General features: G+C 39.6%; 24 protein-coding genes and 1 tRNA gene. 24 read left to right on the top strand and 1 reads right to left on the bottom strand.

Translation table 11 applies throughout. The annotated features are described in order from the left end of the window. Positions 1–147: 147 nt before the first annotated feature. The 10 genes from IAE53_RS08020 to IAE53_RS07975 all read left to right on the top strand — a co-directional run bounded on the left by IAE53_RS08020 (position 148) and on the right by IAE53_RS07975 (position 8,425). The gene (locus IAE53_RS08020; protein ID WP_148423545.1) at positions 148–1,071 is read left to right on the top strand and encodes an exopolyphosphatase; all 924 of its coding nucleotides are present in this window, start codon (positions 148–150) and stop codon (positions 1,069–1,071) included. Beyond that, entirely contained in the window at positions 1,064–2,269 is a 1,206-nt protein-coding gene (locus IAE53_RS08015) for a hydroxymethylglutaryl-CoA reductase, degradative (protein ID WP_148423546.1), read from the top strand. The genes IAE53_RS08020 and IAE53_RS08015 overlap by 8 nt, the downstream gene beginning before the upstream one ends. Then, entirely contained in the window at positions 2,253–3,206 is a 954-nt protein-coding gene (locus IAE53_RS08010; RefSeq protein WP_188353208.1) for a nitrate ABC transporter ATPase, read from the top strand. The genes IAE53_RS08015 and IAE53_RS08010 overlap by 17 nt, the downstream gene beginning before the upstream one ends. Before the next feature lie 3 nt (positions 3,207–3,209). Continuing rightward, entirely contained in the window at positions 3,210–3,911 is a 702-nt protein-coding gene (locus tag IAE53_RS08005; protein WP_200136276.1) for an NAD-dependent protein deacylase, read from the top strand. Between the two features lie 80 nt (positions 3,912–3,991). Continuing rightward, on the top strand, positions 3,992–4,909 hold the full coding sequence (locus IAE53_RS08000) for a cation diffusion facilitator family transporter (RefSeq protein ID WP_200136275.1): 918 nt from the start codon (positions 3,992–3,994) through the stop codon (positions 4,907–4,909). A gap of 360 nt (positions 4,910–5,269) precedes the next feature. Further along, positions 5,270–6,673, top strand: a complete 1,404-nt coding sequence (locus tag IAE53_RS07995; protein WP_200136274.1) for an Nramp family divalent metal transporter — start codon at positions 5,270–5,272, stop codon at positions 6,671–6,673. A gap of 13 nt (positions 6,674–6,686) precedes the next feature. Further along, positions 6,687–7,154: a universal stress protein gene (locus IAE53_RS07990; RefSeq protein ID WP_010287346.1), complete on the top strand. Its 468-nt coding sequence runs from the start codon at positions 6,687–6,689 to the stop codon at positions 7,152–7,154. 160 nt (positions 7,155–7,314) lie between these two features. Further along, positions 7,315–7,926, top strand: a complete 612-nt coding sequence (locus IAE53_RS07985; RefSeq protein ID WP_148423551.1) for a cadmium resistance transporter — start codon at positions 7,315–7,317, stop codon at positions 7,924–7,926. A gap of 7 nt (positions 7,927–7,933) precedes the next feature. Continuing rightward, a complete protein-coding gene (locus IAE53_RS07980) occupies positions 7,934–8,278 on the top strand; it encodes a helix-turn-helix transcriptional regulator (protein ID WP_139968369.1) in 345 nt (114 codons plus the stop codon). Between the two features lie 63 nt (positions 8,279–8,341). After that, positions 8,342–8,425, top strand: a tRNA-Leu gene (locus IAE53_RS07975). Between the two features lie 117 nt (positions 8,426–8,542). Here IAE53_RS07975 and IAE53_RS07970 read toward each other — a convergent pair. After that, positions 8,543–8,749 carry a hypothetical protein gene (locus IAE53_RS07970; protein ID WP_010287354.1) on the bottom strand — a complete coding sequence of 69 codons (207 nt, stop codon included), beginning with the start codon at positions 8,747–8,749 and terminating at the stop codon, positions 8,543–8,545. A 258-nt stretch (positions 8,750–9,007) separates the two neighbouring features. On the opposite strand from IAE53_RS07970, the gene IAE53_RS07965 reads away from it, so the two are divergent. The 14 genes from IAE53_RS07965 to IAE53_RS07900 all read left to right on the top strand — a co-directional run. After that, the gene (locus IAE53_RS07965) at positions 9,008–10,642 is read left to right on the top strand and encodes a peptide ABC transporter substrate-binding protein (RefSeq protein ID WP_148423552.1); all 1,635 of its coding nucleotides are present in this window, start codon (positions 9,008–9,010) and stop codon (positions 10,640–10,642) included. 290 nt (positions 10,643–10,932) lie between these two features. Further along, on the top strand, positions 10,933–11,877 hold the full coding sequence (gene rihC, locus IAE53_RS07960; RefSeq protein ID WP_188353203.1) for a ribonucleoside hydrolase RihC: 945 nt from the start codon (positions 10,933–10,935) through the stop codon (positions 11,875–11,877). 77 nt (positions 11,878–11,954) lie between these two features. After that, positions 11,955–12,674 carry a 16S rRNA (guanine(527)-N(7))-methyltransferase RsmG gene (gene rsmG, locus IAE53_RS07955; RefSeq protein WP_200136273.1) on the top strand — a complete coding sequence of 240 codons (720 nt, stop codon included), beginning with the start codon at positions 11,955–11,957 and terminating at the stop codon, positions 12,672–12,674. Between the two features lie 22 nt (positions 12,675–12,696). Next, positions 12,697–13,458 (top strand): ParA family protein, encoded by a 762-nt coding sequence (locus IAE53_RS07950; protein ID WP_010287362.1) that lies wholly within the window; start codon positions 12,697–12,699, stop codon positions 13,456–13,458. Continuing rightward, the gene (locus IAE53_RS07945) at positions 13,448–14,356 is read left to right on the top strand and encodes a ParB/RepB/Spo0J family partition protein (protein WP_200136272.1); all 909 of its coding nucleotides are present in this window, start codon (positions 13,448–13,450) and stop codon (positions 14,354–14,356) included. Before IAE53_RS07950 ends, IAE53_RS07945 begins: the two co-directional genes overlap by 11 nt. Next, positions 14,356–14,565, top strand: a complete 210-nt coding sequence (locus tag IAE53_RS07940) for a DUF951 domain-containing protein (RefSeq protein ID WP_010287367.1) — start codon at positions 14,356–14,358, stop codon at positions 14,563–14,565. The genes IAE53_RS07945 and IAE53_RS07940 overlap by 1 nt, the downstream gene beginning before the upstream one ends. Position 14,566: 1 nt before the next feature. Then, positions 14,567–15,667 carry a redox-regulated ATPase YchF gene (gene ychF, locus IAE53_RS07935; RefSeq protein WP_188353200.1) on the top strand — a complete coding sequence of 367 codons (1,101 nt, stop codon included), beginning with the start codon at positions 14,567–14,569 and terminating at the stop codon, positions 15,665–15,667. Positions 15,668–15,718: 51 nt separating this feature from the next. Continuing rightward, complete coding sequence (locus tag IAE53_RS07930; RefSeq protein WP_188353199.1) at positions 15,719–16,414, top strand: DUF1129 domain-containing protein; 696 nt, start codon at positions 15,719–15,721, stop codon at positions 16,412–16,414. An 18-nt stretch (positions 16,415–16,432) separates the two neighbouring features. Then, positions 16,433–17,125: a response regulator transcription factor gene (locus tag IAE53_RS07925; RefSeq protein WP_010287370.1), complete on the top strand. Its 693-nt coding sequence runs from the start codon at positions 16,433–16,435 to the stop codon at positions 17,123–17,125. Further along, positions 17,122–18,234 (top strand): cell wall metabolism sensor histidine kinase WalK, encoded by a 1,113-nt coding sequence (locus IAE53_RS07920; protein WP_148423558.1) that lies wholly within the window; start codon positions 17,122–17,124, stop codon positions 18,232–18,234. Before IAE53_RS07925 ends, IAE53_RS07920 begins: the two co-directional genes overlap by 4 nt. Beyond that, positions 18,215–19,519, top strand: a complete 1,305-nt coding sequence (locus IAE53_RS07915; protein WP_188353198.1) for a D-alanyl-D-alanine carboxypeptidase family protein — start codon at positions 18,215–18,217, stop codon at positions 19,517–19,519. Before IAE53_RS07920 ends, IAE53_RS07915 begins: the two co-directional genes overlap by 20 nt. A 138-nt stretch (positions 19,520–19,657) precedes the next feature. Next, positions 19,658–20,359, top strand: coding sequence for a glucosamine-6-phosphate deaminase (locus tag IAE53_RS07910; protein WP_188353197.1), 702 nt, complete (start codon positions 19,658–19,660; stop codon positions 20,357–20,359). A gap of 49 nt (positions 20,360–20,408) precedes the next feature. Further along, complete coding sequence (locus IAE53_RS07905; protein WP_010287377.1) at positions 20,409–21,761, top strand: glucose-6-phosphate isomerase; 1,353 nt, start codon at positions 20,409–20,411, stop codon at positions 21,759–21,761. A 206-nt stretch (positions 21,762–21,967) separates the two neighbouring features. After that, on the top strand, positions 21,968–23,188 hold a 1,221-nt coding region (locus IAE53_RS07900), incomplete at its 3' end, for a KxYKxGKxW signal peptide domain-containing protein (RefSeq protein ID WP_200554212.1).

Raw genomic sequence — 23,188 nt, 5'->3', positions numbered from 1 at the left:
AACCAGTTTAACATGGACTAACCAATTTATAAATAATAGTGATTTTTTTAATATATTATTACTATTTTAAGAAGTTATCCTTGTTATCGGTTGCTATGACTAGATGTGTTACAATTAAATTATTAAAATCAAAATTAGGATAAGACTATGAGCTATTTAGCGATCGTTGACCTAGGCAGCAACTCTGCTCGAATGGTGGTCGAAGAATTACATAAAGATGGCACGTATACCGAGATTGTTCGGGAAAAGCAGGACACGCGCATTGCGCAAAATATGGGTGCGGAGCTGATTTTGCAAGAAGAACCAATGGTGAGAACCATTGGTGCATTACGTTATTTCCAGACGCGTTATGCAAGATTTGAACCGGAAGTACGAGCGATTACCACAGCAGCCGTGAGAACAGCCAAGAATCAATCAGAATTCTTGGCGCGTGTGAAATCAGCTACGGGAATTACATTTCAAGTTTTGACAGGTGACCAAGAGGCTTATTATGATTATCTAGGTGTTCAAGCAACGCTAAAAGTTGAAGCGGGCGTAATTTTAGATACCGGTGGGGCATCAGTTGAACTCATTGCTGTTAATCACGCCAAAAACATGGCGGCGGTCAGTTTGCCATTTGGTGCGGTGAATTTATCCGAACAATTCATGCTAGCCAATGATGTGATTCAGAGCAACATTGAAGTGGCTAGTGAGTACATTGTGCAATCTTATCAAAATTTACCTTGGTTATCTTCACAAAAAGGCCAGCCTGTTATTTTGTTAGGTGGCGCCAATCGTTCACTAGCACGCATGGCACGCACGCGGTCTGGCGAAGCCGAAATTAATCAAATTCATGGCTATGAGATGTCCTACGAATTGGTGATGTCGATCTTTGATGAAATTCGTTACATGACACGAGCAGATCGTGAGCAAGTGGCCGGTCTGGAGACGACACGTGCTGATATCATTATTAGTGGCCTTTTACCGCTCATTAATTTGATGCGCTTGATTGAAGCGCCCAAAGTTATTTTCTCAGAAAGTGGGGTTCGCGAAGGCTTAATCGCGGAAACTTTATCACAAAGACATGACTAAAAAGTTTTATGAATTAACACCTGATGAACGGCTGGCGCTGTTAACGATTGATGATGATGTCCGTGCTGCCTTGTCAGAACAACAAAGTACAGTTAATGCACAACTAGTAGAAAACTATATTAGTGATTTTCGAGTACCGATTGGCGTTGTCCGTGATTTACTGATTAATCGACAACATTATCAAGTGCCGATGGCAACTGAAGAACCCAGCGTGATTGCTGCTGCAAATAATGGTGCAAAAATGTTGTCTGCGGGCATTGATGTTCAGATTGGTCGCACAGCGATGATTGGGCAAATGATGTTTGTAACTGAAAAATCTTTAGCTGATTATGTACAAGCCCATCGTTTAGAAATATTGGATATTGCGCGACAAGCACGACCATCAATCTATCAACGTGGTGGTGGCCTTTTAGACGTCGTTGTGCGTCAGGTATCTGAAAATGAAACAAGCGTTGACTTTATTATTGATACACAAGACGCCATGGGCGCTAATATTGTCGATACTATTTTGGAAGCTGAGTTACCACTTTTTGAATCGTTTCATCCACTGGGTGTTATTTTGTCTAATTATGCGACCCAACAGTTAGTGACTGCTACGGCAGACATTGCATTTGAACGAGTGGGGGGCGAACACGTAGCACGTCAAATTGTTGCGCTCAATCATTTTGCGCAAAGTGATCCTTATCGCGCGACGACAGAAAATAAGGGGCTTTTCAATGGCGCTAGCGCTGTAGTTTTAGCGACTGGCAATGATTGGCGTGCCGTTGAGGCGAGTGGGCATGCTTATGCCAGTCGTAACGGACAATATCAGGCACTGACAACTTGGTCCATCAAAAATAACCAATTGCATGGCGAACTGACTATGCCAATTAGCGTGGGAACAGTTGGCGGTGCGATTTCTGTTCTGCCAGCTGCTCAAAACGGCTTAGCTATACTAGGACATGTCAATGCGGATGAGCTACGTATGGTCATTGTCTCAGTTGGTTTAGCACAAAATTTAGCTGCTCTCAAGGCGATTGTGAGCGGCGGCATTCAGCAAGGACATATGCGTATGCAATACCGTGCATTAGCCATGCAAGTCGGTGCTGAAGTTGATGAAGTTAAACGCTTGGTGCCAAGATTAATGGCTGAAAAGCATGTTGATACTGAATTAGCAACTAAAATATTAATGGAGATAAGAAATGAATCCAAAAGTTAAATCTTTACTAGATGCTGTCAACCAGCTTTATCCCGGCACAGTTATGAGTCGAGTGGGCACCGAAAACACTGGTGCTTTGCATATTGATCGTGTCAATCAAGAAATCTTGGGACAACGTTTATTGATTGAAATTGCGGAAGAAACAGAGAGCGATTTTTTGTTAGCTAATGAACTGTTGAAGATGTTACTAACCTTCAATGGCATAACACCACAAGTATTTTTTGCATTAACATTTAAGGATGACAAATTAGATGAGCAATTAATTCAAATTGCAACGCGTATGCATCGCGTAGTTGTTCACGCGATTACTTACCGAGAATTAGCCAAAAAGCAAATGTTGACACAACAAACGGCTGATGCTTATTTGGCAGGTGTTCAGTCTGAACTAACGCCAGAAAATGGTGATCTGGATGATGAGAGTTTATGGCGTTTGCTCATGGTATTAGATGCCTTGGTATTTGCCGATAATTTAGTTGAGGCCAATGATTTTACAGCTGTTCTAGCAAATAAGTATCCGCTCGCATATACGGCTGCGCAGAAACTTTCCGAGCCAATATTAAAGGCAGATTTGAAGCAATCACGCCAAATTCGACACCAAATGGTAACATTATTTGTTGGTGTTGACGAAGTTTTAACCCAGTGGGGAAAGCCTACTGTAAATGCAAAAGAGTATGTTACCTTAACAAGTGTTTTGTCTCAACGCCAGCTCGCATTACCAGTTAATCAGGTATTTACGATTTTCCATTCGGAAATGACAGATTTTCAGACCAAAAAGACAGCTTATGTCGGTCTAAATAAGGGGGATGAGCAGAATAGTTTTGTCATTACACCACCTGAAAACGAAGCGGATCGACCAGCTTTTTTCAAAGCATTATATGCTATGAAAGTCTCAGAATTGTTTAAAAAATTAGCATTACCTTACATCGAAAGAGTTTAAATTATGTTAGTCACACCAGAAATTCAAAAGCGATTTGACGACGCTAATCATATTGTGTTTATGACGGGAGCGGGCGTGTCAACGCTCTCGGGCATTCCTGATTACCGTTCTAAAGGCGGAATATATGATGGTGTTGCCTTACGACCAGAGTACTTGTTGAGTGCCACGGCTTTTCAAAATGAACCAGAAAAACAATATCAATTTATGATTGATAATATGTATTTTCCTGAAGCTAAACCGAATGTTATTCATGACAAAATGGCTGCCTTGACACAAACTAATCGAGCCAAAATTATCACGCAAAACGTTGATGATTTACATGTTAAAGCAGGCTCGAAGCCAGAAAATTTGATTCGTTTTCATGGTTCTCTCTATGATATTTATGCACCACGTGATGGCCAAAAAGCCGATTATCGTGATTATTTGCAGAGCATGAGAAGAGCTGATGGCGCCATTTTACGAACAAGAATTACATTTTATGAAGAAATGCCCTTTGAGGTTGAGCGTTCAGCACTCTGGGTTCGAGAAGCTGACTTGATTGTGATTGTGGGGACGAGTTTTCAGGTCTATCCATTTGCCGGACTGCTTGAATATGCTAGTCCGCAAGCAACGGTTATGTCTGTCAATTTAGAATATATTGCAACGCCCTATTCCATTGATCAAATTGTTGGAGACGCGGGTGACTTTTTCGCAGCATTATCTTAATCTTCAGCAAACTTGAAATATATGAACAGTTTTTCATATTAAGTGGTAGAATGAGTGTAGTATATTTCAGGGGAGACGAGATGACACTTACAAATCAAACTTTAAAAATGAAACAAAGACCTTATGTGATTGGGATTACCTTAAACATTGTTTTTGTTTTGGCAGAATTAATTTTTGCAAAAATTGCCCATTCGACGGCACTTTTTGCTGATGCGTTTCACAATTTGAGTGATGTCTTAGCGCTCATAATTGCTTGGTTAGCAGTGGTTGTTTTTGGTTTGAAAGCTACTAAACAACATACTTACGGATGGCATAATTTGTCAATACTAGCCAGTATTTTTAATTCTTTACTCTTAATATTTGCCGTCGTAACTATATTTTATGAGGGTGTTAGGGATTTGATTACTGCGAATGTCAGTCATGCTAGTGGGACTACAATTATGATTGTAGCAGCTGTTGGTATTGTGATTAATTTTTCGACCGCATTCTTGTTTAGAGTTTCTGGTGTACCTGATGAGCACGGACATCAGTCACATGACCTCAATGAAAAGACAGCGTACGTTCATTTATTAGCTGATGCAGGTGTGTCTTTGGGTGTTGTTGTGGCTGGCTTGCTCATTCAATGGACCGGTTGGGTTGCAATAGATGCCATTGTTTCGATGATTATTGGTGTGGTGATTGCAATCACATCATGGCCAATGATTAAATCAACATTTAACTTGGCGTTGAATGGTGTGCCCGATGGTATTGACGAGGCAGCTATTGCGCAGTATATTGCTAATCATAACGGTGTGGCGCAGTTTCACGATTTGCATATATGGCCATTGTCAACTACTGAAACTGCCTTAACGGTTCATCTCTCGTTAAATGGCACTGCCACTGAGGGGCAAGTTATTTTAGAAGATATCACCAGTGCCCTGCGAACAACCTTTCATATTAGTCATGTCACCATTCAAATTGAAACATCTAGCTTTGACCAAACGTGCAATCAAATTTAAAATTGTGATGTTACGAAAATGTAATAATTTAATGAAAGGGATTACAAAAGTTGATTTAGAGAGAATTTTCTTTCATTATTAATCACCAAAAAGGCGAGTTTTTAAAATGCGCTTTTTTTTGTTGTTGACGTTTTGTGAATAGCGTGTAATATGTATTATGTACTGGAGCGACAATAGTCGAGTTAGGTAATTTTCATAAGCTTTCAACTGCGGTGTTGAATGAAACCCTTTATGAAATTTATTTAGCACTTGTTGTATCTGTTTGGCACGCAGTAAGTTTGCCGACAAGTGAATATTCACGATATGTCAAGTCGAAATTCGTTTATTTTGTTCTGAGGAGAAATCTAAAGGAGAGATAGAATGCAAGATTCTACAAGCGTTAACCCAAAGCATCATCTAGTTGAAAATGCTGATGACACTTTGAGTTTGAGTGATGTTAACAGCTCGATTGAAGCACCGAAAGATGGTTCATTCTGGCGAAAATTATTAGCCTTTTCAGGCCCTGGTGCTCTTGTTGCCGTTGGTTATATGGATCCGGGTAACTGGGTAACTTCTGTTGGTGGTGGTGCACAGTACCGTTATGTTTTGTTATCAGTCGTATTGATTTCATCATTGATTGCCATGATGTTACAATATATGGCCGGTAAATTAGGTATTGTCAAACAAGAAGATTTGGCACAAGCAACGCGTGATCGCACTAACAAACCAGGTGGTATTGCACTTTGGATTATGACAGAGTTGGCATTAATGGCCACAGATATCGCTGAAGTTATTGGTGGCGCGATTGCCTTACACTTGTTGTTTGGTTGGTCAATGATTGCCTCTGTTCTGACGACAGCCTTTGATGTTGTGTTGCTGCTGTTACTAATGAAATTTGGTTTCCGAAAGATTGAAGCGATTGTGATGACGCTTATCATCACAATCTTGGTTATCTTTGCTTATCTCGTTGTGCTATCAAAGCCTGAATTGACAGCTTTGTTTGGTGGTTATTTGCCACAACTACAAGATTTAAGTAGTGCTTCACCTATTGGTGGTGGCGACTCTAAGTTGACACTGACTTTGGGTATTATTGGTGCTACAGTTATGCCACACAACCTTTACTTGCACTCATCAATTTCACAAACACGTAAGGTTGATCGTAATGACAAATCTGCAATTAAAGAAGCGGTTCGCTTTATGACATGGGATTCAAATATCCAATTGTCTTTGGCTTTTGTTATCAATTCATTACTTTTGATTTTGGGAGCGGCTTTGTTCTTTGGTCACGCTGATAAAGTTGGTACTTTTGGTTCAATGTATAGTGCTTTGGGTGATAAGACAATTGCTGGTGCAGTTGCTTCACCAATACTATCAACACTATTTGCGGTTGCTTTGCTAGCATCAGGTCAAAACTCAACCATTACTGGTACATTAACCGGTGAAATCATTATGGAAGGCTTCTTACACATGCGTATCCCAATGTGGTTACGTCGTGTCGTAACACGTGGATTAGCTTTGATACCAGTTGTTGCTTTCACATTGATTTACGGTGGCGCTGAAGATAAACTCGATCAATTGCTGGTTTATTCACAGGTCTTCTTATCAGTTGCCTTGCCATTCGCCATGGCACCATTGATTTTATTCACGTCATCAAAGAAGATTATGGGTAAAGAATTTGCTAATCCAATGTGGATGACAATTTTGGGATGGATTACATTTGCTGTCTTAACAGTTTTGAATATTCAGTTGGTTGTACAAATTATTGGTCAACTATTTGGTGCCTAAGAGGAGAGATATCATGAGTGAATTAAACTTAAACATCGAACCAATGCAATTTAAAAACATCTTAGTTGGTGTTGATGAATCACAGCAAGGCTACTTTGCTTTAGCTAATGCGATTCATCAGGCTAGTGAAGACGGATCAAAGTTGACAATTGCCACAGTTTTAGAAATGGGTGATTTGTCAACAATCGACGCACTACACCTTGATTTTATTAAAGAAAAACGTGCCGAGTTTGAAGCTAATTTGGAAAAATATCGTGCGTACGCTGTCTCAAAAGGGGCCGTTAACGTTGAAACGATTTTTGCGGATGGTGCTAAGGCAGGCGAGGTACTTGTGCAGGATATTGCACCACGTGTTGGCGCTGACTTGATTATTGTTGGTGCACATTCGCGTGAAGGTTTCTGGGGATCGCTAGGTTCACAAGCCGCTTACGTTGCTCGCCATGCAAAGATTTCATCAATGGTCGCACGTCACGATAGTTAAACACATAACTGCTAATTGATTAAAACGGTTATTTCAAAGAGTGTCAACGCTGTTGAAAATGGTTGATATCAAGCGGCAGCTATTTTTTTGGTCTATACATGAAAAATATTTCATGTTATAATTTATATGAATAAAATTTCATATAAAGGTAATTGAAAACATGTTACAAACATTAATAACGGCGGCACTATCATATATTGGGACGACAACTGATTATTTTATTATTTTGCTATTTATTTTTGGACAATACCGCAAATCAGCGCAAGTACGATCAGTCGTTTTCGGCGCTTATCTTGGTAATGCGGTGTTGGTGATGATTTCGGTAGGCATTGCTTTGGGTCTCAAACAAGTACCGGAAGAATGGCTATTAGGCTTGTTAGGTATTTTGCCAATTTTTATTGGTATCAAAAATTATTATACCAACTCAGATGAGGTGGCTGAAGTTGCGGATAATTTACGTCATTCAGACAATCAACAATTAATTTTCAAGATGGTGGGCATTACGATAGCGACATGTGGTGCTGATAACATTGCGCTGTATGTGCCGTATTTTACAACGATTAATTTAACCTTGTTACCATTAATTTTTGCAATCTTTATTGTGATTTTATCGTTGGCTTTATTGCTTGCTTATAAAGTGACACAGATGCCGATTATTTATCGACTATTAGAACGCTTTGGTGATAAAGTACAGCTGATTATCTATGTTGCACTCGGTATTTATGTCATGTTTGCAGCTGGTACATTACAACATTTATTTACCCTGTTATAATAGGGGTATGAAAAAAGATGTCATTATTGAACTAGAAACCATTTTTAAATTATTGGGTAATCGCCAGCGATTAACGATTTTAGAGCTTTTGCGTGAACGCGCTTATAGCGTCTCAGAAATCATCGCAATCTTAGATATGGAACAATCGGCTGTTTCTCATCAGTTGAAACTCTTGCGTGAGGCACAATTAGTGCAAACCAAACGTCAGGGGCGTGAAATTCTATATTGTTTGAGTGATTCTCACGTTTTGACGCTTTTAGACAACGCCCTAAATCACGTTTCGCACGTTCTGAAAAAAGAAACGCACGAAGAATTTTTGGCTGAAGAAAGAGAAAAAAATAAAAAGGGTTGACAGGGTAGCGATATCTTGGTATTCTAGTGTAGTTGTTTGAAATCAAGCAATCATACAGCGCATGCCGCTGTGGCGGAATTGGCAGACGCGCTGGACTCAAAATCCAGTGGTGGCAACACCGTGTGGGTTCGACTCCCACCGGCGGCATAAAAACAAAACGAACAGTCTAATCGACCGTTCGTTTTTATTTTGCATATAAAAAGCAAATGTAATATTTTTTTCTCGACGAAGTAAGGCTGCTTTAATTACTTAACTTTAATCAAACTATGCCCAACCGTTTTCCTGAAAATCAGACAAAATACGTGCTTGTTCTTTAATCCGATTGTCACGTGGTAGTGCACGCGCATGAGATGAGTCACGCCATAAATGGTGGACACGATCTGATACATTGACCAATTGCGTATCGCCAGTCGCAATAATATATGCGGATTGCTTCCAATCCGTTTCTAAAATATATTCTATACCAATCATAATTTTACCTCGCTAAAATAGCTATATATATTGATTTGTTTATCTTGTTAGCCCTTAGTATAAGACAATATTTTTGTTCTGTCTATGTTATTACATAAAATATATATAATATTCCTGAAAATTGGTACATATTCGTCATCAATGTTTATTCATTAGACTAACCGTGAAAAAAGTGCCTAATTATTGCATTTATACAGCCGATTAGTCTTTAATGTGGTAAAATGAAAAAATACGGTAGAATATAGTGAGGATATTTTAATGAAGAAATGGCAAAAACTAACAATTGGTGGTGTAGTCGTTGTGGCTGTTGTCGGTGGCACTCGTGCAGCTGGCTTGTGGGGGAGTTCTGGCACTAGCAGTGATAAAACACTACACTTTTCGTTACCGACACCTTTGAATGGGTTGGATTCGGCAACAATTACTGATGAATATTCAATGGATGTTGTTGGTAATGCTGGTGAAGGTTTACTTCGCGCTGACAAGAATGGGAAGCCACAGTTGGCCCTTGCCAAATCAATTAAATCTTCTGCTGATGGCAAAACTTGGACGATTACCTTGCGCAATGGGCTCAAGTGGTCTGATGGCAGTAAGTTAACGGCAAAAGACTTCGTTTATGCTTGGCAACGTGCCAATGATCAAAAAACGGCGTCAGAATACGCTTATTTGTATAGCGGAATTAAAAATGCTGACGCGATCCAAGCGGGTAAGGCTGATAAAAGTACTTTGGGTATTAAAGCCAGTGGTAATACCTTAACAGTTTCACTGGAAAAGCCAATGCCGCAATTTAAAAGTTTGTTGACGTTCCCAACTTTCTTCCCACAAAAGCAAAGCTTTGTTGAAAAATATGGTAAAAAGTACGGGACAACCGCTAGCAAGACGCTTTACAATGGACCTTACGTATTTAAGGGTTGGAACGGAACAAACAATAAGTTTAAGTTAGTTAAGAATAAGTATTACTGGGATGCAAAAGCTGTTAAGACACCTGAAATTGATTTGCAAGTGATTCAAAAAGCTGAAGTCGCTGTGCAAATGTATAAGACAGGTAAGCTGGACTCTGCATTGGTTAACACGCCACAATTATCAGAGGCAAATAAGAATAATAAGGGATATCGCATCACGCCGCAAGCAACGACTGTATTTTTGGCTTATAACCAGTCCGGAAATGTCAAGGCGTTGAATAATACGAAGATTCGTCAAGCATTGAATTTAGTGACGAACCGTTCAGAGTTAAATTCACAAGTATTGTCAGGTACGTCAACACCAGCCACATCATTTACACCTAAAGGATTGAGCTCGGTAAATGGGACTGATTTTGCGACGTATGCTAAACAAGACTACAAGTACAATAAAGAAAAAGCGCAACAACTATTCCAAGAAGGACTAAAAGAGTTGGGTGAAAAATCAATTACCCTCGAAATTGAAGCCGATACGGATCGTGTTGCCAACGCGAAAGATGTGGTCAATTATTTGCAAGGCCAATGGAGTAAGAATCTGCCTGGCTTAAAAGTGACCGAAAAGTTTGTGCCATTCAAGCAACGTTTGCAAGATGGCTCGAATGCTAATTTCCAAATCATGTTGACGCAGTGGGGTGCTGATTATGCCGAACCAACTACATTCTTAGATTTGGCTTCGACTGGCAATGCTAATAACTACAACCACAACTCAAACGCTGATTACGATGCATTATGGAACAAAGCAAAGGGTGTTGATGCTACAAATGATACTAAACGCGCGGCTGACGAAAAGGGATTGGAAAAAATTATCAATCAACAAGCCATTTTGAATCCGCTGTATTACCAAGCACAACCAGAATTAGTTAATCCTGATGTTACGGGATTCTATCACCATGCTGTCGGCGTTCCTTTGGATTTCAAACTCGCAGCACGTAAATAATTATTTGCAAAAGCACACCGATTTGGGGTGCTTTTTTATTTGGCAAATGACATGTAAAAGGCAATAAAAAACCACGAAGCAGAATCTAAATCAAACTTGCTTCGTGGTTGCTGCAATCGAATCGACCGCTTTTCCTATTAAGCGGCCAAAACGATTGAGCGTTTTCCGTTAGAATTACTCAAAAGTTATGACCCCCTTTCCTAGATTAAGACCATAATAAAACGGACTTTCAAAAATGTCAAGTTGAAAGCTTTGGTATAATAATAACAATAATAACTAAAGGGGAAAACATGACAATTCCGATTATTTTTGACACTGACCCGGGCATTGACGATGCTGCGGCACTCAGCATATTACTGACAAATTCTGCTTTTGATGTGCGATTGGTAACGACGGTTGCGGGAAACGTTTCTGTCGATAAAACAACGCTGAATGCGCTGAAGTTAACGCATTATTTCAATCGACAAGATGTTAAAGTAGCTCGCGGTGCAGAAAAACCACTCGTCAAGCCATTTAAAGATGCAGCGGCAATTCATGGTGAAAGCGGCATGCCGGGCTATGGTTTTGGCACATTATCCACTCAAACAATTGCCGACGAAGCAGTTGTGGCCATGCATCAGGCCATACAGGCATCACATGAACCGATTACGTTGGTTGCGGTTGGGGCATTTACTAATATCGCGATGTTGATAGAGCGATTTCCAGACGATTTGCAGAAAATTGAGCGATTAGTGATTATGGGTGGCAGTTTGTCTGGTGGAAATTTGACATCAGTAGCTGAATTTAATGTTTTTACTGATCCGGATGCTGCCAAAATTGTGTTTGAAAGTGGTTTGTCTATTACAATGTTGGGTCTTGATGTAACAGAAAAGGCTGTTTTGACAACTGATTCTTTAGCAACATTAGCACAGATCAATGAAACGGGACGAATGTTGTCAGCGTTATTTGACCACTACGCTGATCACACGGGAACTGGTAAGCCAATGCATGACGTTAATACGTTATATTACTTATTGCACCCCGAAAAATATCAAATGAGGGACATTTGGATTGATGTAGTGACAAGCGGACCGGCAATTGGTGCGACTGTCGGTGACATTTTACAAAGTACCCATGATACGACAAATACTCATGTGGCACTTGATATTGATGGACCAGCGTTTAATGCTTGGTTTTTGTTGATGGTTGCGCAAATCGATGATGCAAATATCAACGCGGGAAAACTTGAAAAATAGCCCATTTTTAGGTATTCTAGTAGTAGTTGAAAATGGCGCTTTTTGTGTGCTGAACTAATTAAAATTGGAGAACACAATTGACAAACGAAGACTTCATGAATGCACTCAAACAAGCCGGCATGACATTAACTGATGCGCAATTAGCGCAATTTGAACAATATTATGAATTATTAGTGACAGCTAATGCCAGTGTTAATCTGACGGCAATCACTGAAAAATCAGAGGTCTATCTCAAACATTTTTATGATTCACTGACAGTTGCATTTTATGAAAAAAACTTGCAGGATGGTGAGCATAGCTTAATTGATATTGGTACTGGCGCTGGCTTTCCATCGATACCACTCAAAATTGCCTTTCCAAATCTTAAAATCACCTTGGTGGACGCTTTGCAAAAACGGGTTAAGTTTTTACAAACCGTTGTCGAGGAGCTTAAGTTAAGTGACGTTACTATTGTTCATGGGCGTGCTGAGGATATCGGACAAAACCCAACGCTCAGGGAGCAATTTGATTATGCAACAGCGCGTGCTGTTGCACGGACGAGCGTATTGGCCGAGTATACGTTGCCATTTGTCCACATTGGTGGTGAATTTCTAGTCATGAAAGGTGCAGCTGCGCAACAAGAATTGGCTGATGGTCAAAAAGCCTTGCAAACTTTGGGTGGTAAAATGCGCGATGAATACGCGTTTGAATTGCCTAATGGTGATTCACGATTTATACAAATTGTTGATAAAGTGACTAAAACACCTAAGAAGTATCCGCGTCAAGCGGGTACGCCAAGTAAAAAACCAATTGCTTAAACTAAAATAGGAGGCGCCTAAAATGGCACAAATAATTGCATTAGCCAATCAAAAAGGTGGTGTTGGTAAGACCACTACAAGTATCAATTTAGGCGCAGCATTAGCACAAGCTGGGCAGCGTGTCTTATTGGTTGATATTGATGCGCAAGGTAATGCGACTAGTGGATCTGGCGTTGATAAATCAGCTTTAACAGTTGATAGTTATGACGTTATCGTTGAGCAAACACCGTTGCATGATGTTATTATTCCAACGGATAATTATGATTTAGTGCCCGCTACCATTCAATTATCAGGCGCTGAAATCGAATTATCAAATCAAGAAAAACGTGAATATCGTTTGAAAACAGCACTTGAAAAAGTGCGTGATGATTATGACTTTATTTTGATTGATAATCCACCAGCTTTAGGCTTGTTAACTGTCAATGCATTTACGGCAGCAGATGCTATTCTTATTCCTGTACAAACTGAATTTTACGCCTTAGAAGGGTTGGGCCAATTGTTGAATACAATTGAGCTGGTTCGCCAGCAATTCAATCCAGAGTTAGACGTTGCCGGAATTTTATTGACAATGTATGACGGACGCACAAATTTGGCCAAGCAGGTTGCGCAAGAAGTGCGGAATTACTTTGATGACAAAGTCTATGAGACAATCATCCCAAGAACAGTTCGTTTGAGCGAGGCGCCATCTTATGGACAAGCAATCATTGATTTTGACCCAAGAAGTGTTGGTGCTCAAGTTTACAATGATCTGGCACAGGAGGTCTTGAAGCAATATGGCAAATAAAAAAGGTGGCCTTGGAAAAGGCATGAGTTCACTATTTGGCGCCAATAATGTGTCAAAATCAGCAGTTGAACATACAAAATCTGCAACAAAAGAGCCGACTGCAACCGAGAATGTTGTGCAGCTTAACTTGAGTGCTATAAAGCCTAATCCATTTCAACCACGCCGTCATTTTGACGAGACGAAGTTACAGGAATTGGCAACGTCGGTTCAAGATAGCGGTGTTTTAACACCGATTATCGTTCGTGAAGACGGTAAAAGCTATCAAATTATTGCTGGTGAGCGACGTGTACGCGCTTCACGATTAGCTAAATTAACCACTATACCAGCTATTGTGCGTCAGGTTGATGATGACACGATGGCAGCCGTGGCACTAATTGAAAACTTACAGCGTGATGATTTGAATGTCATTGAAGAAGCGCAAGCATTTGATGCTTTAATGACAAGATTGTCACTTAGCCAAGCTCAACTTGCTGAAAAAGTTGGTAAAGATAGAGCAACTGTGGCAAATGCATTGCGACTGTTGAAGTTACCAGAAAATGTCCAAACATTGTTACAAGATGGTGATTTATCAATGGGACAGGCAAGAGCTGTATTAGGCTTAAAGAAAAAATCACAAATTGACAAAGTTGTTGCTACAATTATGGCGCGTGGTTTAAATGTCCGTCAAGTTGAAGCATTAGTTAAACAAATCAATGAATCTGGTGATGAGCCTGCTGCCTCTGAAAAGCCACAAATTTCACCGTTCATTGCGGCAGTTGCCACACAACTAGAAGAAAAATTTGGCACAAAAGTTAAAGTCAACACAGCCACCAAAGGGAATGGCAAAATTGAAATTAACTATGTTTCAAATGATGATTTAAGTCGCATTTTAGCGTTATTAAATATCGAGGTAGATTGATGGCAACACCATTAACATACAATTTACATGACATTGTTGAAATGAAAAAACCACATGCTTGTGGTGCCAATGCTTGGGAAATTACGCGTGTTGGCGCAGATATTAAATTATCTTGTACAAAATGTGGACGTGGGATTATGATGTCGCGTTTTGATTTTAACAAACGATTGAAAAAAATACTTGAAGAAGCAAGTCAGAAAGAAGATTAACATGGCACTTACTGCTGGAATCGTCGGCCTTCCAAACGTCGGCAAATCAACATTATTTAACGCAATTACGAAAGCTGGTGCAGAAATGGCTAACTATCCTTTTGCGACGATTGAGCCCAACGTTGGTATGGTAGAAGTACCAGACGAGCGTTTGGCACGCATTCAAGCCATTGAACCTGCTGATAAAGTTATCCCAACAACTTTTGAATTCACAGATATTGCTGGTATTGTTAAAGGCGCCTCACAAGGTGAAGGATTAGGGAATAAATTCCTAGAAAACATTCGTCAAGTGAATGCCATTGTCCACGTTGTCCGCGCTTTTGATGGTGATGAAATTATTCATGTGAATGGTGTTGTTAATCCGTTGGATGACATTGAAACAATTAACACTGAGCTGATTTTGGCCGACCTTGAAACGGTTGACAAGCGGTATGCCAAGGTAGCTCGCGCGGCTAAGGGCAGCGATAAGGCTGCTAAAGCTGAATTTGCAGTTCTTGAAAGATTAAAGCCAGCACTAGAAGCGGGACAATCCGCTCGAACAGTTGCGTTTAACGATGATGAACAAAAAATTGTCAAAGGCTTATTCTTATTGACTACAAAACCCGTTTTGTATGTTGCTAATTTGGCTGAAGATGATATGGCTGATCCTGAATCTTCAAAGTACTTTAATGAAATCAAAACGTTTGCTAATAGCGAAGGTGCTGATGTCATTGGTTTGTCAGCAAGTGCAGAAGAAGAAATTGCCGAACTACCAGATGATGAACGTGCTGAATTTTTGGAGATGGCTGGGGTTGATGAGCCTGGATTGAATAAGTTGATTCGAGCAGCCTATCATTTGCTTGATTTGCGGACTTTCTTCACAGCTGGTGGTAAAGAAACACGTGCTTGGACTTTTAGAGCAGGTGCCAAGGCGCCACAAGCTGCTGGTGTCATTCATTCTGATTTTGAACGTGGTTTTATTCGTGCTGAAACGATTAGTTTTGACGACTTAGATGCTTTAGGCTCAGTTAAAGCAGTGAAAGAAGCCGGAAAACTGCGCTCAGAAGGTAAGGAATATGTCGTGCAAGACGGCGATATTATCGAGTTCCGATTTAACGTTTAATCAATATAAAGGTGCACTCGCGCCGTACATAACCTAGGGAGGCAACAACGCATGTCAGAAAATCGTGAATTAACGAAAAAAAATCAGGATTTTATGTTCCAATTCAAAAAACTATTGGCTCAAAATAAAAAATTAGATGGTGAAAAAATAGACGCCATTGTATCAGAGGTAGAAGCTAAACTGTTGGCAACACAAGGTCAAGGACAAACAGCGGCGCAATTGTTTGGTACACCAACACAAGCTGTTCAACAGTATCTTGATCCTAAAAAAACAGCTAAAAAACTTTTTGATTTCAAATTTAGTACCTTAGCGATTGATACATCATTAGCCATATTTATGTTATTTGCTTTAGTCTTTGGTTTGACACTGTTTTTCTCAAAAAACAATCGCAATCAAGGCGCAGGAATTATTTCTTTGTTGCTGATTGCCGGACTGGGTGGGTCGATTTATACAGCAGTGGTTTTGAAGTTAACACCTAACCCAAAAGCACCTGAACAAACTAATTCTCGTAGCCGTCGCTGGGGTTATCTTATTGCTGCGATGGTAGCTTGGATTTTAGGATTCGTCGTTTTGGGTATGTTGCCAGCTGTTATTAACCCAACATTGCCTGCGATTGTCTATATTGTCTTGGCGGCCGTTGCTTATCTTGCCTTCCGTTGGAATCGTCAACGCGCTGGCTTAAAGGGTGGTTTCTTCGCCATTAGTCAATTATCACAACAAGCGCGCTTAGAAGCTGCGCAAAAGTAATTGAAAGGAAATTGAACCATGAAAATTCTAGTCGTTGATGATGATCTTGAAATTGCAGAGTTATTAGAAATTTATTTAAAAAATGAAGGCTATGACCCAATTATGGCCGGTGATGGCAAAGAAGCAATGTCAAAGCTGAACACAAACCCAGACATCGCTTTGATGATTTTAGACGTGATGATGCCAAATATGAATGGTCTAGAAGTTGTCAAAGCGGTACGTAAGGATAGTCGTATTCCAATTTTGATGTTGTCAGCTAAGTCAGGCGACATGGATAAAATTCAGGGATTGATCACAGGTGCTGACGATTACGTTACTAAACCATTCAATCCACTGGAAGTAATGGCGCGCGTTAGGTCACTCTTGCGTCGTGCAGAAAATGCTGTACAAGACCAAACACCCGACGTGTTAGATATTGGGTCACTTGTTATCAATAAAGACAGCCATGAAGTTAAAACATCAGATGGTGATTTGGTCAATTTAACAGCATTAGAATTTGGTATTTTGTACTTATTAGCTTCTCATCCTAATCGTGTTTTCTCAGCTGATGATATTTTTGAGCGTGTTTGGCAACAAGAATCGGTTGTATCAGCAAAAACAGTTATGGTGCACGTTTCTCATTTGCGTGACAAAATTGAAGAAGCCACTAATGGTGACCAAGTCATCCAAACAGTTTGGGGTGTTGGCTATAAAATTGAAGTGAACCAATGAAAAAAATAGCGATATTTTTTAAACATAATCGCACAAAAAATTATTATATCATCGTTACTTTGCTGTTGCTTTGCCTATATAGTTGGACAACTATGACAGGGTTTGATGCTTTAGCGCAGCGAGTTAATAGATTTTCCAGTAATACTTGGCAGGTACTGGAATTTTTTGTATTTGTACTAGGTAATTTTGCAATTATTATCGTTCAGTATGTTAAGTGGCGACGAGATGAAAGTTTGTTGCGATTAATTAGGGAATTACGACAAATATCTGCCGACAATGCGGATATGGCTATTGATTGGCACGCTACGTATGCGCCCAAAACGCAAGCGCTGATTGATGTTTCTAACACGATTGCGACTAACACGCGACGTATTCGAGAAGAAGAACGCGCTAGTGAACGCTCTAAAGATGAAATGATTACCAATATTTCACATGATTTGCGTACGCCATTAACAGCGATTATTGGTTACCTCGGATTGGTAGAAATGGGTGAAAATCTTAGCGACGATAACCGCAAAAAGTATATTCATACGGCTTATGATAAATCCAATCAAATGAAAGTGTTGGTTGAGGATCTATTTGAATTTTCAAAGACACAGGCTCAAGATGCGTCTTTGAATCTCACATCATTAAGTTTAAGTGATTTGTTTGGTCAATTATTAGCGAGCTACGAACTTGAAGCACAGGAAAAAAATATTAAGTTGACGCAATTAACCAATCCAGAGATGATTGTGATTGAAGCTGATTCTGATAAGTTAGCGCGTGTGTTGATGAATTTAATTACGAATGCTTTTAAGTATGGTGATGGCGCCACGTTTATTAAGTTAACAGCTCAAGTACGAGATGAGAATGTTGAGATTCGTGTGATTAATGATGGGGCTAAAATTCCGGGGGATGCGCTAGACGATATTTTTGATCGTTTTTATCGCGTAGAAAGTTCTCGTAATAGTAAAACAGGGGGAACGGGGCTTGGTCTCGCGATTGTTAAAGGTATTGTGACACAGCATCATGGTCTTGTGTCTGCTGAATCAGATGATGATTTAACAACTTTTGTCATTAGTCTCCCGCTCAAACAAAAGGGAGTAAGTTATGAAGAGGAATCAAACTAAGCTAATAATTGGCGGAGTAGTTATTTTACTGATTGGTTTAATTGTTGGGCTATCAACGAGTAAAAAAGATGTTTCAAAGCCAACGAATGTCAAACACGTGACTGATAAACCAATCAATTTGAGTGTCAATGCCACTTCAGCAGTTGTAATTGACGCAAAAACTGGTCAAGTACTTGGTGTCAAAAATGCTGATAAACAGGTATCGATTGCTTCGCAAACCAAAATGTTGACAGCTTATGGTGTCTTACAAGGCATTAAGTCTGGCAAAATTAAATGGACAACTAAAGTACCAATTACAAGTAAATCAGATTTATCTGATCAAGACAGCCATCTGTTTTCTCATATAGCCGTGAAGGCTGGCGATAAATTATCTGTTAAAGAATTATATGACGTTATGTTTGCTAATTCTGCTAATGATGCTGCATTTGCACTAGGTGAGTTTATGACGCCTAAAGGTAAAACAACTCAGCAAGCCTTACAAATGTGGGCAAAGTCATTACATTTAACCGGTTCTCAGTGGTACAATTCTGCTGGTCAAGTCAACGGTGATGCCTTTGAAAATCAAGTTAAGAGTGCTCCAAAGACTGCTGCCAATCATGCGACGGCGAAACAACTTGCAATGATTGCCAAAGCAGATTTGGCATTGGACCCAACATTGCGGAAACTATCTGAAAAACTGACTGTTTCGTATCATTTAACGCCGTCCTATGTGGTAACTGACAAAACTGACTATTGGCAATTGATGACACAAACAATGCCAAAACTGTCTAATCCAAACAAACTGGTAATTGAAGGGCTAAAAACCGGCTCAACACCTGAATCTGGTGCAGCATTTACAGGTATTATTAAGGATCAGAATGGGCATGAGTTTATCACTGTTGTCAATGGCGCCGGTGATTATATGGATGAAAAAACGCGGTATCAAGCTACTTTGGATGTGGTCAATGAAGTATTAACCAAAAAGCAAGGTCACACATTTACAAGTAATCAAACAATACAAAATATAAAATTTAAAGCATTAAAGAAGACTGAAGTTCCGGTCAATTTGGCGGAAACCAAAACTTTTTGGACAAGTAAAAAAACGCAACTTAAATTATCGAATTTGAGTGTGAACACTAAGCTTGCCAAGCTAAATAAAAATCAAACGATTGGGTATATCAGTCCTGCTTTAGACGCCCAATATTTACCTTATACTCCAAAAACTGATAAACAATTAACTGTAAAATCTGGTGTTAAAGGCACGCAAGCCAACTGGTTTGTGAGACTTTGGCGCAATCTGTTTTAGGGGTAGACAACGCAATCGATCGAAAGATCGATTTTTTTGTGACTATTCAAATTGTGACCTTGTTATTCCGTTAAAATAATGCTATTATATTGGTATAGACCAAAGCGGTATAGACCAATTAAGAATGGAGACCACATCATGAATATTATCAAAGTTAAAAACGCTGACGAAGGTGCTCAAAAGGCATTTGAAATTTATCAGAATGTGATTAAGGGCGGGGCAAAAGTGTTAGGCTTGGCAACAGGTTCTTCACCAATTGCATTATATGATCGTTTAACAGCAAGTGATTTAGATTTTTCAAATATGACATCAGTCAACTTGGATGAATATTTGGGATTAGATGGTGATAATGACCAAAGTTATCGTTATTTTATGAATCAACATCTCTTTAATCAAAAACCTTTCAAACATTCTTATGTTCCTGATGGTAAAAGTGACGATCATGAAGCAGCAGCTAAAGCATACGATCAAATTATTGCGGAAAATCCTATCGACTTACAATTACTTGGGATTGGTCGAAATGGACATATTGGTTTTAACGAGCCGGGAACATCTTTTGACTCAACAACGCATATTGTTGATTTAACGCAATCTACAATTGATGCAAATGCACGCTTCTTTGAAAAAGAATCTGACGTGCCAACCCAAGCTATTTCAATGGGGATTGCGTCAGTTATGTCAGCTAAACAAATCCTGTTAGTAGCTTATGGTGACAGTAAGGCAGAGGCAATTGCTGCAACTGTTAATGGCCCAGTATCTGAAAATGTGCCAGCTTCTGTTCTACAAAATCACGAAAATGTTACAATTATTGTTGATGAGGCAGCAGCGTCAAAGTTGTGATAAAATAATAGTGAAAACGATTTCATAATGTTAATAATAGGAGCGAAAAATGGCACACATTACATTTGACACAAAGAACATTGAGAATTTTGTTGCACCACACGAATTGGACGAAATGCAACCATTAATTACGATGGCTGACCAACAATTGCGCAATCGTACGGGCGCTGGTGCAGAATATTCTGATTGGTTGACTCTACCTACTGATTACGACAAGGAAGAATTCGCACGTATTCAAAAGGCGGCGCAACAAATTCAATCTGATTCAAAGATTTTGGTTGTCATTGGTATTGGTGGTTCATATTTGGGCGCGAAGATGGCGGTTGATTTCTTGAATCCAATGTTTAATAATGAATTGTCGGATGACCAACGTCAAGGTGTTAAAATTTATTTTGCTGGTAACTCAACTTCTGCAGCTTACTTAAATGATTTAGTTCGTGTCATTGGTGATCAAGACTTTTCTGTCAACGTTATCTCAAAGTCTGGCACAACAACGGAACCATCAATTGCTTTCCGTGTGTTTAAACAATTGTTAGAGAAAAAGTATGGTTCTGATGCTGCTAAGAAGCGTATCTATGCCACAACAGATGCCAATCGTGGTGCTTTGCACGATGAAGCAGCGGCATCAGGTTATGAAACATTCACAATTCCTGATGGTGTCGGTGGTCGCTTCTCTGTTTTGACAGCTGTTGGCTTGTTGCCAATTGCTGCTTCAGGCGCTGATATCCAAAAATTGATGGACGGCGCTCGTGATGCGCAAAACGAATATACTGATTCTGATTTAAAAAAGAACGAGGCATATAAATATGCAGCCGTTCGTCGTATTTTGTATGATAAGGGTTATACAACAGAATTGTTGATTAACTGGGAACCTTCAATGCAATATTTGTCAGAGTGGTGGAAGCAATTGATGGGCGAGTCTGAAGGTAAAAATCAAAAGGGTATCTATCCATCTTCAGCTAACTTCTCAACTGACTTGCACTCACTTGGACAATACATTCAAGAAGGACGCCGTGATTTGTTTGAGACAGTGGTTAAGTTAGACAATCCTGTATCTAATTTGGACCTACCACATGAAGAAGGCAACAATGATGGTTTGCAATATTTGGAAGGTATCACGATCGATGAAGTGAATACCAAAGCATCTCAAGGGGTTACTTTAGCTCACGTTGATGGTGGTGTGCCTAACTTGGCTGTCCACTTGCCGGCACAAGATGCTTATTCACTCGGTTACATGATTTATTTCTTTGAAATGGCTGTTGGGGCGTCTGGTTATACTTTTGGCATTAACCCATTCAACCAACCGGGTGTTGAAGCCTATAAGACAGCTATGTTTGCACTATTAGGTAAGCCTGGCTATGAGGAAGCGACAAAAGCATTCCGTGCCCGCTTAGACAAATAAATAGTAATTCTCATTTCAGACTAAAGTAGTTAGCTTTCGGCTAGCTACTTTAGTTTTTTTGTTCACAAAAAAACCTGAAAATATGGATAAAACACCAAAAATAGTGATTAAAAATCTAAATGTGAAGAAATGTTGACTTTTTTGTGAAGTAAAGTTATAATATTTCATGTTACAAAATGTAAGTGAAATAAATGGTGGGATATAATATGAGTAAGTCAGCAAATAATTTTACACCGGTACGAACAATCAAGTTTAAAATGTATAAAGCTAAGAAACAGTGGATGATGGCGGCATTAGCATTTATGGCAGGCGCAGCTATGATGACGGATTTAACAACCGTTAGTGCGGACGATAATGCGACCCAATCTAGCACTGTTCAAACGAATACTGATGATAGCAGCACATCATTAGTGACAGAAAGCACGAATGGGGATTTTAGTACCCAACTTGTGAATAATCAAACAAGCAGCAGCGATATTGCGACGTCAAATAGTGAATCTGATGGAAATGGAACAACTAGTTTGAGTGCTACTGATGCAACCAGTGCAAGTAGTTTGAGTACAGGTAGCAATGATAATTCAAGTGAAGCAGCAGCGACATCAACAATAGGTGCACTTAAAAAAACTGACACGTTGCAAAGCGTTGATGATGCTTTGTCCGCTGGATATGTTGCGACGGGTACAAATGAGACGATTGCTTCAAATATTGCTGACAAAACAGATGCACAAGCAATCGCTGATGAATATGTTGGCGCGCACGTTGGTGTCGATATCGATCAATTTTATAGTTTTGATCAATGGCAGAATCTATCAGTTCAGAGTGTTTATTTAAGTACACAGGGGACTGGTCCTATCAAAACTAATATAGGCCCAATGCAGTCAAATAATTCTGATAATCGTAGCTATTTTACTGGCACAATTAATTTGGCAGAACCATGTGTTCCGTTTGTAAATACAAGTGTTGATGGCAGTACAACTTTAACTGCTGCGCAGGTACAGTCTTTCTTGGATTATATCTATAATAATTTGACAGTAACCAATAGCACTACTGGTGATACTTACGTGTTGGGTGACTTTGTATCATTCAATGGCACACAAAAAGTGGACAGCATAGATGCCACGGGTTATTTTCCAGTCTTAAATAAGAATGGTGTGATTGCTCAAGATGCACAAGGCAATGCGCTTTCATTTTACACAACATTGGCTGCTGGCGACAGTATTTATAAAAATTCAGACTTGTATATTTCTTTTGGTTCTTCAGATGTGATACCAACTTATAGTGTTGTTGCGCCAGTCTTTGATGCAACTGTTCCAATGGAATCTGAATCAGCAAGTACGAGTGAATCGACATCAAGCGAGTCAGCAAGTTTGAGTAACTCAACATCATTGAGTGATAGTGAATCGACATCAAGTGAGTCAGCAAGTTTG

Source organism: Leuconostoc sp. S50 (genome assembly GCF_016624925.1).
Classification (GTDB): Bacteria; Bacillota; Bacilli; order Lactobacillales; family Lactobacillaceae; genus Leuconostoc; species Leuconostoc pseudomesenteroides.
The sequence above is the reverse complement of the archived record's forward strand: the minus strand, read 5'-3'. Positions and strand labels throughout refer to the sequence as shown.

What these genes read in the sequence shown, in the direction of transcription:
- IAE53_RS08020 (WP_148423545.1), top strand. Translation starts at nt 148, where the DNA reads ATGAGCTATTTAGCGATCGTTGACCTAGGCAGCAACTCTGCTCGAATG.
- IAE53_RS08015 (WP_148423546.1), top strand. Translation starts at nt 1,064, where the DNA reads ATGACTAAAAAGTTTTATGAATTAACACCTGATGAACGGCTGGCGCTG.
- IAE53_RS08010 (WP_188353208.1), top strand. Translation starts at nt 2,253, where the DNA reads ATGAATCCAAAAGTTAAATCTTTACTAGATGCTGTCAACCAGCTTTAT.
- IAE53_RS08005 (WP_200136276.1), top strand. Translation starts at nt 3,210, where the DNA reads ATGTTAGTCACACCAGAAATTCAAAAGCGATTTGACGACGCTAATCAT.
- IAE53_RS08000 (WP_200136275.1), top strand. Translation starts at nt 3,992, where the DNA reads ATGACACTTACAAATCAAACTTTAAAAATGAAACAAAGACCTTATGTG.
- IAE53_RS07995 (WP_200136274.1), top strand. Translation starts at nt 5,270, where the DNA reads ATGCAAGATTCTACAAGCGTTAACCCAAAGCATCATCTAGTTGAAAAT.
- IAE53_RS07990 (WP_010287346.1), top strand. Translation starts at nt 6,687, where the DNA reads ATGAGTGAATTAAACTTAAACATCGAACCAATGCAATTTAAAAACATC.
- IAE53_RS07985 (WP_148423551.1), top strand. Translation starts at nt 7,315, where the DNA reads ATGTTACAAACATTAATAACGGCGGCACTATCATATATTGGGACGACA.
- IAE53_RS07980 (WP_139968369.1), top strand. Translation starts at nt 7,934, where the DNA reads ATGAAAAAAGATGTCATTATTGAACTAGAAACCATTTTTAAATTATTG.
- IAE53_RS07970 (WP_010287354.1), bottom strand. Translation starts at nt 8,749, where the DNA reads ATGATTGGTATAGAATATATTTTAGAAACGGATTGGAAGCAATCCGCA.
- IAE53_RS07965 (WP_148423552.1), top strand. Translation starts at nt 9,008, where the DNA reads ATGAAGAAATGGCAAAAACTAACAATTGGTGGTGTAGTCGTTGTGGCT.
- rihC (WP_188353203.1), top strand. Translation starts at nt 10,933, where the DNA reads ATGACAATTCCGATTATTTTTGACACTGACCCGGGCATTGACGATGCT.
- IAE53_RS07950 (WP_010287362.1), top strand. Translation starts at nt 12,697, where the DNA reads ATGGCACAAATAATTGCATTAGCCAATCAAAAAGGTGGTGTTGGTAAG.
- IAE53_RS07945 (WP_200136272.1), top strand. Translation starts at nt 13,448, where the DNA reads ATGGCAAATAAAAAAGGTGGCCTTGGAAAAGGCATGAGTTCACTATTT.
- IAE53_RS07940 (WP_010287367.1), top strand. Translation starts at nt 14,356, where the DNA reads ATGGCAACACCATTAACATACAATTTACATGACATTGTTGAAATGAAA.
- ychF (WP_188353200.1), top strand. Translation starts at nt 14,567, where the DNA reads ATGGCACTTACTGCTGGAATCGTCGGCCTTCCAAACGTCGGCAAATCA.
- IAE53_RS07930 (WP_188353199.1), top strand. Translation starts at nt 15,719, where the DNA reads ATGTCAGAAAATCGTGAATTAACGAAAAAAAATCAGGATTTTATGTTC.
- IAE53_RS07925 (WP_010287370.1), top strand. Translation starts at nt 16,433, where the DNA reads ATGAAAATTCTAGTCGTTGATGATGATCTTGAAATTGCAGAGTTATTA.
- IAE53_RS07920 (WP_148423558.1), top strand. Translation starts at nt 17,122, where the DNA reads ATGAAAAAAATAGCGATATTTTTTAAACATAATCGCACAAAAAATTAT.
- IAE53_RS07915 (WP_188353198.1), top strand. Translation starts at nt 18,215, where the DNA reads ATGAAGAGGAATCAAACTAAGCTAATAATTGGCGGAGTAGTTATTTTA.
- IAE53_RS07910 (WP_188353197.1), top strand. Translation starts at nt 19,658, where the DNA reads ATGAATATTATCAAAGTTAAAAACGCTGACGAAGGTGCTCAAAAGGCA.
- IAE53_RS07905 (WP_010287377.1), top strand. Translation starts at nt 20,409, where the DNA reads ATGGCACACATTACATTTGACACAAAGAACATTGAGAATTTTGTTGCA.